This is a genomic window from Salinarimonas sp., from assembly GCF_040111675.1.
In the GTDB taxonomy this organism is placed as follows: domain Bacteria; phylum Pseudomonadota; class Alphaproteobacteria; order Rhizobiales; family Beijerinckiaceae; genus Salinarimonas.
On sequence record NZ_CP157794.1, the window covers coordinates 4,438,094 to 4,451,175 of the forward strand.

Genomic DNA, 13,082 nt, shown 5'->3' on the forward strand with positions numbered 1-13,082 from the left:
CGTGAGACTATCGGAGGAGTTTTCCGAATGAAGCCTTCCATCCTGACCAAGGCGGCCGCTTCGACGCTCGCGCTCGTGGCGCTCGCCACGTCGGCCGTCGCGCAGGACGCCGCGCCCGAGGCCGTGGAATACGCGGTCGCCGGCGACACCGCGTTCGTCTTCAACACGCTGCTGTTCCTGATCGGCGGCTTCCTCGTGATGTGGATGGCCGCGGGCTTCGCCATGCTCGAGGCCGGCATGGTGCGCTCGAAGAACGTGTCCATGCAGTGCCTCAAGAACATCGGCCTCTACTCCATCGCCGGCCTGATGTTCTGGGTGGTCGGCTACAACCTGATGTACGACGGCGTCGACGGCGGCTTCTTCGGCTCGTTCACGCCGAAGTCGATCCCGGCGCCGGACGCCGAGGCGGCGGGCGACGGCTACGCCGCGGCCTCCGACTGGTTCTTCCAGATGGTGTTCTGCGCCACCACGGCCTCCATCGTGTCCGGCACCATCGCCGAGCGCACGAAGATGTGGCCGTTCTTCATCTTCGTGGCGGTGCTCACCGGCGTGATCTACCCGATCACCGGCTCCTGGCAGTGGGGCGCCGGCTGGCTCTACGAGATGGGCTTCTCCGACTTCGCCGGCTCGACGCTGGTGCACTCGGTCGGCGGCTGGGCCGCGCTCGCGGGCGCGCTCATCATCGGCGCGCGCGCCGACAAGTACACCGCCGACGGCAAGGTGAACCCGCTGCCGGGCTCGTCGATGCCGCTCGCCACGCTGGGCACCTTCATCCTGTGGCTCGGCTGGTTCGGCTTCAACGGCGGCTCGCAGCTCGCCATGGGCACGATCTCCGACGCCTCGGCGGTGGCCAAGATCTTCATGAACACCAACCTCGCCGCCGCGGCGGGCGTGGTGACGGCGATGATCCTGTGCCAGATCGTCTACAAGAAGGTCGACCTCACCATCGCGCTCAACGGCGCGCTCGCGGGCCTCGTCTCGATCACCGCCGGTCCGCTCGATCCCTCCGTCCCGCTCGCGATCGTGATCGGCGCGGTCGGCGGCGCGATCGTGGTCTTCGCGGTGCCGCTCCTCGACAAGCTGAAGATCGACGACGTGGTGGGCGCCATCCCGGTCCACCTGCTCGCCGGCATCTGGGGCACGATGGTGGTTCCGCTCTCCACCGAGGGCACGAGCTTCGTCACCCAGTTCATCGGCGTGGTCTCGATCGGCGCCTTCGCCTTCGTCGCCTCCGCCATCGTCTGGTACGTGCTCAAGATCGCCTCCGGCCTGCGCGTCTCGAAGGAGGAGGAGATGGCCGGCCTCGACAAGCTCGAGGTGGGCGTGGAGGCCTATCCCGAGTTCGCCGGCGCGGGCCGCATCTGACCCGCATCCCGGTTCCGGAGCAACGAACGCCGCGCCTTCGGGCGCGGCGTTCTCTTTTTCACGCCCCCTTCCGCCGCCGCAGCGTGCGCGCCACCCGCCGCCAGACGCCCTGCTCGGTCGCCGCGCCGCGGGCGAAGGCGGCGGCCTCCTTCTCCTCCGCCGCCGCCAGCGCGCCGGCGCCGTACTCGCGCTCCAGCCGGTCGGCGAGGGCCTCGATCTCGGCGCGAGGGACGATATGCGCGCGGATGTCGTGCTCCCACGTGCTCCATGCCAGGGCAGCGAGCGGTATCGCGAGGGCGACCAACCAGAAGACGATCTCGAAGAGCATGATGGGCAACCAGCTAGCGAAAATGCAAAAGTTGGTAATGATACTCCGGCAAGGGGCGGTTCGGCAATCGCGTTCCGTTCTTCCGCAGCGTCGCGCACGCGAGGGTGGCGAATCAGCACGGAGCCGGGACGCGTGTCGCTCGAGGAGCTATTCGGAGCCAATCTGCGGCACATGCGCAAGGCCAGGGGCCTGACGCAGAACGTGCTGGCGGAACGCGTGGACGTCTCCTCCGACATGATCTCGAAGATGGAGCGCGGCGCCGCGGCCCCTTCCTTCGACACCATCGAGAAGCTCTGCGCCGCGCTCGAGGCCCAGCCCGTCGCCTTCTTCGGCATCGGCCTGATGCCGGCGCCGCTGGGAGAGCGCGGCGTCCTCCTCCAGAAGATCCACGCCACGCTCTCGCGCATGAACGAGGAGCAGCTCGCCCGCGCCGCGAAGATGATGCAGGCGCTGGTGGATTGACGGGGCGGCCTTCGGCCAAGGTCCGGGTTGGAAAGCATGCGCCGAGGCTCTATGAGGCGGCCAACGCCCCTTCGCGCTCTCCCGGCGCGCCAATCCCGGATGCGAGACCCATGGCCGACACCGCTCCCGCCTCGAAGAACGCCCTCTTCCCGCTGGGCCCCGACGCGACGCCCTACCGCAAGCTGACGGACGAGGGCGTGCGCGTCGAGCGGCTGGGCGATCGCGAGGTGCTCGTCGTCGAGCCGGACGCGATCCGGCGGCTCGCCGAGCAGGCCTTCATGGACATCAACCACCTGCTCCGCCCCGGCCACCTGAAGCAGCTCGCCGCCATCCTCGAGGACCCCGAGGCGACGCCGAACGACCGCTTCGTCGCCTACGACCTCCTCAAGAACGCCAACATCGCGGCGGGCGGCGTCCTGCCGATGTGCCAGGACACCGGCACCGCCATGGTCATGGGCAAGAAGGGCCGGCTCGTCTGGACCGACGGGTCCGACGAGGACGCCATCGCCGAGGGCGTCCTCGGGGCCTACGAGAAGAAGAACCTGCGCTATTCGCAGCTCGCGCCGATCTCGATGTTCGAGGAGCGGAACACCAAGACGAACCTGCCGGCGCAGATCGAGATCTACGCCGAGGGCGAGGACGCCTACAAGTTCCTGTTCGTCGCCAAGGGCGGCGGCTCGGCCAACAAGACATTCCTGTATCAGGGCACGCCCTCGCTCCTGACGAAGGAGCGCCTGATGGCCTTCCTGAAGGAGAAGATCCTCACGCTCGGCACCGCCGCCTGCCCGCCCTACCACCTCGCCATCGTGATCGGCGGCACCAGCGCCGAGCAGACCTTGAAGACCGTCAAGCTCGCCTCGACCCGCTATCTCGACGCGCTCCCCACCGAGGGCTCGGAGGCCGGCCACGCCTTCCGCGATCTCGCCATGGAGGCGGAGATCCACGCGATGACGCAGCAGCTGGGCGTCGGTGCGCAGTTCGGCGGCAAGTATTTCTGCCACGACGTGCGGGTGATCCGCCTGCCGCGCCACGGCGCCTCGCTGCCGATCGGGCTCGGCGTCTCCTGCTCGGCCGACCGCCAGGCGCTGGGCAAGATCACCCGCGAGGGCGTGTTCCTGGAGGCGCTCGAGACCAACCCCGCCAAGTACATGCCGGAGGTCGACGAGGCCTCCCTCGGCGGGGAGGTGGTCGAGATCGACCTGACCCGGCCGATGCCGGAGATCCTGGAGACGCTCAACAAGCACCCGATCCGCACGCGCCTGTCGCTGACCGGCCCGATGATCGTCGCCCGCGACCTCGCCCACGCCAAGATCCGCGAGCGGCTGGAGCGCGGCGAGCCGATGCCGGACTATCTCAGGAACCATCCGGTCTACTACGCCGGCCCCGCCAAGACGCCGGAGGGCTACGCGTCCGGGTCCTTCGGGCCGACCACGGCGGGGCGGATGGATTCCTTCGTCGACCAGTTCCAGGCGGCCGGCGGCTCCATGGTGATGCTCGCCAAGGGCAACCGCTCCTCCCAGGTGCGGGAGGCCTGCCAGAAGCACGGCGGCTTCTATCTCGGCTCCATCGGCGGCCCGGCGGCGCGGCTGGCGCAGGACTGCATCAAGAAGGTCGAGGTGCTGGAATATCCCGAGCTCGGCATGGAGGCGATCTGGAAGATCGAGGTGGAGAACTTCCCCGCCTTCATCGTCATCGACGACAAGGGCGCCGACTTCTTCCGCGAGCTGAACCTGGGGTGAGCGCCATGGAGACGACGTCCGTGGACATCGCCACGCTCCGTTCCGACCCGCGCGTCGTGATCGCGCGCGACGTGCTGCGCTTCTCCGACTGCGACAGCCTCGGCCACGTCAACAACGTGGTCTTCGCCACGCTCTGCGAATCCGGGCGCGTGCGCTTCGCCGAGGAGCGGCTCCTCTCGCATCTGCCGGATGGCTCGGCCATCGTCCTCGCCCGGCTCGCGATCGATTTCCGGCGCGAGCTGCACTACCCGGGCGAGGTCGAGACGGCCACCTGGCTGTCGCGGGTCGGGCGCAGCTCGATGACGCTCTCGCAGGCGATCCTGTCGGGCGACACGATGGCGGCGACGGCCGAGGGCGTGATCGTCGCCATCGACCTCGGGACGCGCAAGCCCGTGCAGATCAAGGGCGAGGCGCGCGCGGCGCTGGAAGCGGCGATGATGGGCTGAAGGGGGCCGGGTCGCGATCGGCCCGCAAGCGCATCTGCCGCAGGAGAGCCCGTCGACCTAGCCGAGCGCGGACAGATCCGCGATCACCCGTCCGGGCGCGAGATCGGAATATTCGTCCGGCGCGCCGGAGCGGTTGCACCAGGCGCAGGCGAAGCCGAAGGCGGTGGCCCCCGCGACGTCCCAGCGGTTCGAGGAGACGAACAGCACCTCGTCGCGGGCGCAGCCGAATGCGGCCTCCACCAGCGCGTAGGTGCGCGGATCGGTCTTGAACACCCGCACCCGGTCGACCGAGAGCACCGCGTCGAGCTCGCCGTCCAGCCCGGCGGCGGAGACCGCGTCCGCCAGCATGGCCTCGTCGCCGTTGGAGAGGATGGCGGTGCGCGCGCCCCGCGCCTTCAGCCGGGCGAGGGTCTCGCGCACCTCCGGATAGGCGTCGAGCGCGCGGTAGGAGGACAGCAGCCGCTCGCGCACCACGGGGTCCACTTCCGGCGAGCGGGCGAGAGCGTTGTCGAGGGCGCGCTCGGTCAGCGCCCAGAACGGCTCGTAGCGACCCATCAGCGACAGGGTCCAGGTGTATTCGAGCTGCTTCGCCCGCCAGATCTCGGAGAGATGGCCGGCGGCCGGTCCGATGCCGGCGGCGTTGCGCGCCACGGCGGAATGGACGTCGAACAGGGTCCCGAAGGCGTCGAAGACGACGACCGGATGCGCGTCCGCCATGGCTCTCCTCCCGTTGATCGCGCGCCCGTGTCGGCGCGTCGCCCCGATGCTGCCCCCGATGCGCGGGCGGGGCAATCCCGCGCGTCGCGCCAAGACGGACCGCGCGCCGGCGCGCTGGCGAGACGGGCGCACGGCCGTTATCCTCCCCCGCCGTAGCCGGAGGCCCGTCATGTCCAAGCCCGCGATCCTGATGCCCAGCCCGATGATGCCGCTCGTGGTCGAGCGCCTGGACGAGCGTTTCCGCCTGCACCGGCTGTGGGAGGACCCCGATCCGGAGGGCTGGCTCGCGGCCCACGGCGGCTCGGTGCGGGGCCTCGCGGCGGGCGGGCATCGGCGCATCGACGCGGCGCTCCTCGACGCGCTGCCGAGCCTCGAGATCGTCTCGAGCTTCGGGGTCGGCTACGACCACGTCGACGCTGCCGAAGCCGGCCGGCGCGGGGTCGTCGTCACCAATACGCCGGACGTCCTCACCGAGGAGGTCGCCGATCTCGCCCTCGGCCTTCTGCTCGCCACCGTCCGCCGGCTGCCGCAGGCGGAGCGTTACCTGCGCGCCGGCGAGTGGCTGGAGAAGCCCTTTCCGCTCTCGCCGACCCTGCGCACGCGCACCGTCGGCATCCTCGGCTACGGCCGCATCGGCAAGGCCATCGCCCGGCGCCTCGACGCCTTCGGGGTCGAGGTCGTCTATCACGGCCGCCGCCGGCAGGAGGGCGCGGCGCACCGGCACTACGACACGCTCGTCGACATGGCGCGCGCCGTCGACACGCTGATCTGCGTCGCCCCCGGCGGCGCGGCGACGAAGGGGATGATCTCGCGCGAGGTGCTGCGCGCGCTCGGCCCCGACGGAATCCTGATCAATGTCGGCCGCGGCACGACCGTGGACGAGGCGGCGCTGATCGCCGCGCTCGAGGCGGGCGAGATCCTCTCCGCCGGGCTCGACGTGTTCGAGGACGAGCCGCGGGTGCCGCAGGCGCTGATCGACCGCGACGACGTGGTGCTCCTGCCGCATGTCGGCTCGGCCTCGGTGCACACCCGGGAGGCCATGGGCCGCCTCGTCGTCGACAACCTGGTCTCGTGGTTCGAGAACGCCGGCCCGCTCACGCCCGTGCCGGAGACGCCCTGGACGAAGGCCTGACCCCGCGACGTCGAGGCGGGGGCGTTGCGGCGCGCCTCCGCGCGGGCTAAGCACCGCGCACCAGGGAGTGCGCGACATGTCTGCTTCGCCCCGCAAGGCGCTCGTCACCGGAACCGCCGGGTTCATCGGCTATCACGTCGCCGAGCGGCTCCTCGCCGACGGCTGGCTCGTCACCGGCGTCGACGGGATGACGCCCTATTACGACGTCGCGCTGAAAGAGGCCCGGCATGCCCGGCTGCGCCGCTCCAACGCCTTCGTCGCCCACGAGATCATGCTCGAGGACGACGCCGCCCTCGCCCGCGCCTTCGACGAGACGGCGCCCGACGTGGTGGTCCACCTCGCGGCCCAGGCCGGCGTGCGCTATTCGCTGGAGAACCCGCGCGCCTATGTCGACGCCAACCTGGTCGGCACCTTCAACGTGATGGAGGGCGTGCGCCGGCACGCGCCCGCGCATTTCCTGCTCGCCTCGACGAGCTCGGTCTACGGCGCCAACGAGGACATGCCCTTCGGCGAGACCGATCGCGCCGACCACCCGCTGACGCTCTACGCCGCCACCAAGAAGGCGACGGAGACGATGGCGCATTCCTACAGCCATCTCTGGAAGCTGCCGACGACGGCCTTTCGCTTCTTCACGGTCTACGGCCCCTGGGGCCGGCCGGACATGGCCTTGTTCAAGTTCGTGCGCGCGACGCTCGCCGGGGAGCCGATCGAGGTCTACGGCGAAGGGAAGATGGAGCGCGACTTCACCTATATCGACGACCTCGTCGAGGGCATCGTGCGCCTGATCGACGCCGCCCCTGTGGAGGGCGCGCCCGTCGGACCGATGGATTCGCTCTCGCCGGCCGCGCCCTGGCGCACCGTGAACGTCGGCGGCGGCCAGCCCGTCGGGTTGATGCCCTTCATCGAGACGATCGAGCGCGCGCTCGGGACCGAGGCGAACAAGGTGATGCTGCCCATGCAGAAGGGCGACGTCGTCGCGACCTTCGCGAAGGCCGACCTGCTCGAGGCGCTCACCGGCTTTCGTCCGGCGACGCCCGTCGAGGAGGGCGTGCGCCGGTTCGTCGCCTGGTATCGCGAGCACTATTCCTGAGGCGGCCTCAGGCGGCCGCGGCCTCCGACGCGAGCCGCCGCTCCCAGGCGAGCGCCTGGGCCACGATCGCGTCGAGGTCGGCGAAGCGCGGCGTCCAGGCCAGGGTCTCGCGGATGCGGGTCGCGTCCGCGACGAGGGCAGCCGGGTCGCCGGCGCGGCGCGGCGCGCGCTCGACGGGGAAGTCGACGCCCGAGATGCGCTTCACCGCCTCGACCACCTCGCGCACCGAGGCGCCCTGCCCGTAGCCGCAGTTCAGCGTCATGCTCTCGCCGCCCTCGCGCAGGCGGCGCAGAGCCGCGAGATGCGCGTCGGCGAGATCGCTCACCTGGATGTAGTCGCGCACGCAGGTGCCGTCGGGCGTCGCGTAGTCCTCGCCGTAGATCGCCATCTTCGGCCGCGTCCCGACGGCGGCCTGGCAGGCGACCTTGATCAGATGCGTCGCGTTCGGCGTCGACTGGCCGGCGCGCCCCTGCGGATCGGCGCCGGCGACATTGAAATAGCGCAGCACCGCATAGCGCAGATCGTGCGCGCGCGCGGCGTCGGCGATCATCCACTCGCTCATCAGCTTCGAGCGGCCATACGGGTTGATCGGCGCCGGCGGCGTGTCCTCGCCCAGCACCGAGGCGTCCGGCTCGCCGTAGACGGCCGCCGTCGAGGAGAACACGAGGCGTCGCACCCCGCCGGCGAGCGCGGCGGCGAGGAGGGAGCGCGTCTTCGCCGTGTTCGCCTCGTAATAGCCGAGCGGGTCGGCGACCGAATCCGGCACCACGATCTTGGCGGCGAAATGCATCAGCTCGTCGACGCCGTGGGCGGCGACGGTGCGGCGCACGAGATCGGCGTCGGCGACGTCGCCGAGGACGAGCGGCACCCCGTCGGGGACCGCCGTGCGAACGCCGGTGGAGAGATCGTCGAGCACGACGACGCGCTCGCCCGCGTCGACGAGGGCGAGAACGGCGTGCGAGCCGATGTATCCGGCTCCGCCGGTGACGAGTACGGTCATGCATTCCTCCCAGGCTGCCCGACCCTGCCTAACGCAGGGGCCTGAAATCCCGGCCAACATTTTTCGTCGAATGCGCCCGATCGCCGCAAGACGCGGCTCGCCCTCGAACGAACGTCCTCGCCGACGCCGAGGGCGCTCGACCGAGCGCCGTCCCCCCCTGAGTTAACGCAGATCCGTCGCCATCGACACCGGCGCGAGCGCCTCCAGCGCGGCGCGCGGCGCGGCGAGGCCGTGGCCGAATTCCGGGTCGCGGCCGTCGGGGCCGAGGTCGACGGCGCTGCCGACGAGGGCAGCGCGGACGGCCTGCGCATCCACGACGCCGCCCCCGCGCTCCAGCACCAGGGCCGCGGCGGCGCTGACGTAGGCCGCCGCGAGCGAGGTGCCCGAGCCCAGCGCGTAGCGCCCGCCCGCCGCCGGCGCGAGCAGGTCGACCCCCGGCGCCGCGATGTCGACGTAGTCGCCGCGATTGGCCTTTGCGTAGATCGCGTCCGCCGCGTCCGTCGCGGTCACGGCGACGACGGCCGCGTGCGATCCGGGGAAGGCGGGCGGCGCCTGCGGCCCGCCGTTGCCCGCCGCGGCGACGAGGAGCACGCCCTCCTCCGCCAGGATCTCGAGCCCCTGGCCGAGGAGCGGGTCCTCGCCGCCGGCGAAGCTCATGTTGACGACGGCGGCCCCGGCCTCGCGGGCACGGTCGAGGGCGCGCAGCAGGTGATAGGTGGAGCTCGCCGGGCGGCCGTCCTGCGGGTCGGCGTCGAAGGCGGCGATGGCGAGGACGTCGGCGCCCGGCGCTGCGCCGCGCAGCCGGCCCTGCGCGGCGATGAGCCCGACGATCTGCGTGCCGTGGTCCATGGCCGGCGCGGCGCCGGCCGCGAGCACGCTCTCCAGCCGCACGCCGGTCTCGGCGAGATCGGGATGGTCGAGGTCGGGCGCGGTGTCGATGACGGCCACCGCGACGCCGCTGCCCGTGCCGGGCGCGGCGATCGCGTCCGCGAGGCCGAGCTTGGCGAGGGCGTATTGCGCGCCCGCGCCCTGCGTGCGGTAGATCCGGTTCGGCCCGACATAGGCGACCCGCCCGTCCCCCGCGAGCGCGGAGGCGACGGCGTCGACGGGCCGGCCGTCGGCGATGCCGAGCCGCACGATCAAGGCGCCGACGAGCGGAACGGAGGCGCTCTCCAGAACGTCGAGATCGTTGGCGAGCGCCAGCGCCTCGGCCGCATCCCGGCCCAGGCCGGGCAGCAGGGCGGCGACGACGACGTTCGGCTCGATCTCCAGCGGATCGAAGGCGCCGCCGACGAGCGGCTCCGGCGCGGCGAGGGAGCCGATCCGCGGCGGCGGCAGCGGCGCGCCGGCGAAGACGTCGCCGCGAGGCGGCGGTAGCGGGATCGCGGCGGCCGGCGGGAACGTCGGCCGGCGGGGTCGCTCGACCGTCCGCGGCTGCGCGGGCGCGGGCGCGCGCGGACGCGCCGTGGTCGACGGTTGCCGCGGCGCGACGGCGGGCGCGGTGGTCCGCGTCTGCGGCCGCACACGGTCCGGGTCGGTCCGCAGCGGGGAAGGCAGCACGACCGGCGGCGTGATCCGCGGCGGCGTGATCCGCGGCCGTGGCGGCTGGGTCACCACCGGCGGCGGGGTGATGTTCGGCGGCGGCGCGGTGAACTGCCCGACCGCCGGCGCGAGAGGCGCGCCGACGGCGGCGAGTGCGAGGGCGCAGGCGGCGAGGCGGGCGCGCATCGTCACTCTCCCGGTCCCGCGAAGACGACGACGTCGCCGGCGGCCTCGAGCCGCGCCAGCGCAGCCTCGGCCGTCGCCTCGTCGGCCAGCGCGAGGGCGTAGACGCCGCCGGCGCGGGGGCCGTCGACGATGCGCGCGCCGATCTCCTCGAGCAGCGCGCCGATGGCGGCGGCGGTGGCGTCGGGCGCGAACATCACGAGCAGGTTCGCCTCGGCCGGCGCGGGGGCCGTCGCGTCGCCGGTGGCGGTGCGGAACTCGGCCTGCGGGGTCGGCTCCGTGCCGACGAGCGCGCCGATCACGCCCGCCTGGGCCACCGCGACGAGGACGAGCGCGGCGACCGCGAGGCCGCGGACCGGCGGCGAGAGCGCGTCGAGCCAGCCGCCGATCGCGGCGAAGAGCCCGCCGACACCGCGCGAGGAGGCGGTTCCGGGAGACGTGGTGCGGGCCGCTGCGCGGCCCTCCTCCCGGCGGACCTGGGCCAGGATCGCGTCGATCGATCCGGGTCCGGGCGCGGGCAGGGCGCGATTGAGGGCCTGCGTTCCGTCGAGCTCCTCCTCGACGGCGCGCAGGTGCGCGATCTGCTCGGGGTTCTCCTCGAGGAAGCGCTCCACGCGCCGGCGCTCGTCCTCCTCGAGCGTGCCCGCGGCGTACCAGGGCAGGAGAAGGGCGACGTCGTCCTCGTCGAGAGGGTCGTGCGACGGTGCGGTCATGGCCACCCCCTGTCGATACCGGCCTCGGCGAAGAGGCGGGCGAGTTGCTTGCGGGCGTAGAACATCCGCGTCTTCACGGTGTTCTCCGGAACCCCCAGGATCTGCGCCGCCTCGGCGACGGATTGCTCCTGGTAGTAGACGAGGTCCACGATCTCCTTGTGGACCGGCGAAAGTCCGTCGATCAGGCGGCGCATGAGCGCCCCCTTGTCGCGCTTGGCGAGCTCGACCTCGGGCGTGTCGGCGTCGTCGGGGACGGCGGCGGCCGCCTCCTCGTCGAGGGCTTCCTCCGAGCGCTTGCGCAGGCGGTCCACCGCCTTGTTGCGCGCCACCGAGAGCAGCCAGGTCGACACCGAGGACCCGCCGCGAAACCGCGCGGCGTTTCGCCAGATTTCGACGAAGGCCTCATTCACCACCTCCTCCGCGATCGCCTCGTTGCGCACGAGACGCAGAACGAACCGGAAGACCTTGGTCGCGTGACGGCCGTGCAGCGAGCGCAACGCGCCCTCATGACCTTCGGCCATCGCTGCGAGATCGGCGAGATCGGCCTGGTCCGTCATCGTCCTCGTCTTCCCGGCTCCTTCGACGGAGCGGCGCCGCGGAAGGTTCACGGCAACGATACATCAGCCGCGCCCCGGAGAAAAACGCCGGCGCTTCGAACCTCTTCCCTCGACCGCGCGACGGACAGGGCATGGGGCCGCGCCGGCCCTGCATCCAGGAAGGAGATCGACCCGTGTCCCGTCGCACCGCCCCCATCCTCCGCGCCGGGCTCGTCGCCGGCCTCGCCGCGGGCGCCCTGCTCCAGATCCTCGCGCCGACCCCGGCCGAAGCCCTGCTGCTCCCCGCGGTCCAGGCCCGCGAGCCCGTGGTCGTGGAGCGCCGCACCGAGGCGCGCGGCGTCCCGAGCCTCGACCGTCCCTCCGTGCGGGTGCGCCCGGCCCCCGGCGACGACCGGCCGCGCGTGCATGTCCGCCGCACCACCGAGGTGCCGCGCTGCGGTGCGCCCGGATACGATCCGCGCGTGTCGACGCCTGCATGGGCGCTCGGCATCCCGCTCCTGCCGACCGGCGCGGCCACCGCCCGCTGCCGCCGCTGATCCGTGCCCCCGCGTCGGCGCGAGACGACCGCGCGCCAACGTGAACCCGCTCGCACGCGGTCGCGCCTGTTGCCCGGAGGCAACGGCGCGGCCGTTTCGGCGTCCACAGCCACCCGAAAAGGCTGGTCGATCGCGCGTCATGGGCTACGCTCGCCGATGGCTGGGTCGACGAGGGCACGTTGATGAGAACAGCGACGTTCGGTGTCGCCGCGGGGCTCGCCTTCGCGCTGCTCGCCTCGGGTGCGGCCGCCCAGCAGCCGCCGCCGCAGCCGCCACCGCCCACACCGCCGCCCACCCCCCAGCCGCTTCAACCGATCCTCACCGACGGCCAGCGCGCGGCGATCCTGCGTGCGGGGCAGCGCCACGTCCTGCTCGCCTACGGGCAGCTGACGCACGCGATCGTGCGGCAACGGCTCTCGCCGTTCGGCGCGCCGGCGACGCCGGTCGCCGCCGGCGGCGCTCCGGCCGCCGCCTACGCCTCGCTCGACGCCGCCGCCGCGATCCCGCTCTGGAACGCCTGGGTCGGCCCGAGCGCCACCTGGAGCGAGCGCGATCATCCCGTCTTCGGCTACGACGGCACGCAGATCGCCGGCTCGGTCGGCGTCGACCGCCGTATCGGCGACGCCACCGTTCTCGGCGCCTTCGGCCTCTACGAGGATTCGGATTTCGACACGGTCGGCAGCGGCGCGCTGCGGGGCCGGCTCGGCGGAGCGGGCGTCTATGTCGGCGGCGCGCTGACGGACATCCTCGTCTACGACGCGCTGGCGATCTGGCAGGGCGGCGAGAGCACCTTGCGCGACGCCACCGCCCGGGGGACCTACGACACCGAGCGCTGGGCGCTCGCCGGGAACCTGACCGCCTATCTCACGGCGGGGGCCTTCCAGATCTCGCCGACGGTCGGGATCGGCTGGGTCTCGGACCGGCAGAGCGCCTATCGCGACACGGCGGGCGTGCTCTATCCCGGTCTCACGGTGGAGACCACCACGGTGCGGGCCGGGGCCGAGATCGCCCGCACCTTCCAGGCCGCGGGCGCGGCGACCCTCACGCCCTTCGCGAGCGCGACCGCGCTCTGGGACGTCTCCCGCGACGAGAGCCCCACGCCCGCGACGCCGACGGACGATCTCCCGCGGCTCGACTACGCGCTCTCGGTGGGCCTGCGCGCGGCGCCGACGCCCGCCACCTCCCTGTCGCTCGAGGTCGAGGCGAGCGCGCTCGGTCGCGCGGGCTATTCGGTGATCACCGTCTCGGGCCAGCTCGGGTTCCGCTTCTGAG

At 72.4% G+C, this 13,082-nt stretch carries 14 protein-coding genes; 8 read left to right on the plus strand and 6 right to left on the minus strand.

Translation table 11 applies throughout. The features are described from left to right. The first annotated feature begins 27 nt into the window (after nucleotides 1-27). Entirely contained in the window at nucleotides 28-1,365 is a 1,338-nt protein-coding gene (locus tag ABL310_RS20515) for an ammonium transporter (RefSeq protein ID WP_349368853.1), read from the plus strand. Between the two features lie 58 nt (nucleotides 1,366-1,423). Here the strand turns inward: ABL310_RS20515 and ABL310_RS20520 are convergent, their stop codons facing one another. Next, a complete protein-coding gene (locus ABL310_RS20520; protein WP_349372144.1) occupies nucleotides 1,424-1,693 on the minus strand; it encodes a hypothetical protein in 270 nt (89 codons plus the stop codon). Between ABL310_RS20520 and ABL310_RS20525 the strand changes: the two genes are divergently transcribed. The 3 genes from ABL310_RS20525 to ABL310_RS20535 all read left to right on the plus strand — a co-directional run bounded on the left by ABL310_RS20525 (nucleotide 1,601) and on the right by ABL310_RS20535 (nucleotide 4,340). Next, nucleotides 1,601-2,155, plus strand: a complete 555-nt coding sequence (locus ABL310_RS20525) for a helix-turn-helix transcriptional regulator (protein WP_349368854.1) — start codon at nucleotides 1,601-1,603, stop codon at nucleotides 2,153-2,155. The genes ABL310_RS20520 and ABL310_RS20525 overlap by 93 nt on opposite strands. Nucleotides 2,156-2,265: 110 nt before the next feature. Next, complete coding sequence (locus ABL310_RS20530) at nucleotides 2,266-3,894, plus strand: fumarate hydratase (protein WP_374730345.1); 1,629 nt, start codon at nucleotides 2,266-2,268, stop codon at nucleotides 3,892-3,894. Between the two features lie 5 nt (nucleotides 3,895-3,899). Further along, nucleotides 3,900-4,340 (plus strand): thioesterase family protein, encoded by a 441-nt coding sequence (locus ABL310_RS20535; protein WP_349368855.1) that lies wholly within the window; start codon nucleotides 3,900-3,902, stop codon nucleotides 4,338-4,340. 57 nt (nucleotides 4,341-4,397) lie between these two features. Here the strand turns inward: ABL310_RS20535 and ABL310_RS20540 are convergent, their stop codons facing one another. Continuing rightward, nucleotides 4,398-5,057 (minus strand): haloacid dehalogenase type II, encoded by a 660-nt coding sequence (locus ABL310_RS20540; RefSeq protein WP_349368856.1) that lies wholly within the window; start codon nucleotides 5,055-5,057, stop codon nucleotides 4,398-4,400. Nucleotides 5,058-5,226: 169 nt separating this feature from the next. Here ABL310_RS20540 and ABL310_RS20545 point away from each other — a divergent pair, with 169 nt between their 5' ends. Continuing rightward, entirely contained in the window at nucleotides 5,227-6,189 is a 963-nt protein-coding gene (locus tag ABL310_RS20545) for a 2-hydroxyacid dehydrogenase (RefSeq protein WP_349368857.1), read from the plus strand. A 76-nt stretch (nucleotides 6,190-6,265) separates the two neighbouring features. Beyond that, a complete protein-coding gene (locus ABL310_RS20550; protein ID WP_349368858.1) occupies nucleotides 6,266-7,279 on the plus strand; it encodes an NAD-dependent epimerase/dehydratase family protein in 1,014 nt (337 codons plus the stop codon). A gap of 7 nt (nucleotides 7,280-7,286) precedes the next feature. Here the strand turns inward: ABL310_RS20550 and galE are convergent, their stop codons facing one another. The 4 genes from galE to ABL310_RS20570 all read right to left on the minus strand — a co-directional run bounded on the left by galE (nucleotide 7,287) and on the right by ABL310_RS20570 (nucleotide 11,274). Next, nucleotides 7,287-8,279, minus strand: a complete 993-nt coding sequence (gene galE / locus ABL310_RS20555; protein ID WP_349368859.1) for a UDP-glucose 4-epimerase GalE — start codon at nucleotides 8,277-8,279, stop codon at nucleotides 7,287-7,289. A 162-nt stretch (nucleotides 8,280-8,441) separates the two neighbouring features. After that, nucleotides 8,442-10,007 carry a S8 family serine peptidase gene (locus tag ABL310_RS20560; protein ID WP_349368860.1) on the minus strand — a complete coding sequence of 522 codons (1,566 nt, stop codon included), beginning with the start codon at nucleotides 10,005-10,007 and terminating at the stop codon, nucleotides 8,442-8,444. 2 nt (nucleotides 10,008-10,009) lie between these two features. Then, complete coding sequence (locus ABL310_RS20565; protein WP_349368861.1) at nucleotides 10,010-10,717, minus strand: hypothetical protein; 708 nt, start codon at nucleotides 10,715-10,717, stop codon at nucleotides 10,010-10,012. Then, nucleotides 10,714-11,274, minus strand: a complete 561-nt coding sequence (locus tag ABL310_RS20570) for a sigma-70 family RNA polymerase sigma factor (protein ID WP_349368862.1) — start codon at nucleotides 11,272-11,274, stop codon at nucleotides 10,714-10,716. Before ABL310_RS20570 ends, ABL310_RS20565 begins: the two co-directional genes overlap by 4 nt. Before the next feature lie 173 nt (nucleotides 11,275-11,447). Here ABL310_RS20570 and ABL310_RS20575 point away from each other — a divergent pair, with 173 nt between their 5' ends. Next, a complete protein-coding gene (locus ABL310_RS20575) occupies nucleotides 11,448-11,810 on the plus strand; it encodes a hypothetical protein (protein ID WP_349368863.1) in 363 nt (120 codons plus the stop codon). Nucleotides 11,811-11,992: 182 nt separating this feature from the next. Next, nucleotides 11,993-13,081 carry an autotransporter outer membrane beta-barrel domain-containing protein gene (locus ABL310_RS20580; RefSeq protein WP_349368864.1) on the plus strand — a complete coding sequence of 363 codons (1,089 nt, stop codon included), beginning with the start codon at nucleotides 11,993-11,995 and terminating at the stop codon, nucleotides 13,079-13,081. Nucleotide 13,082: the final 1 nt, after the last annotated feature.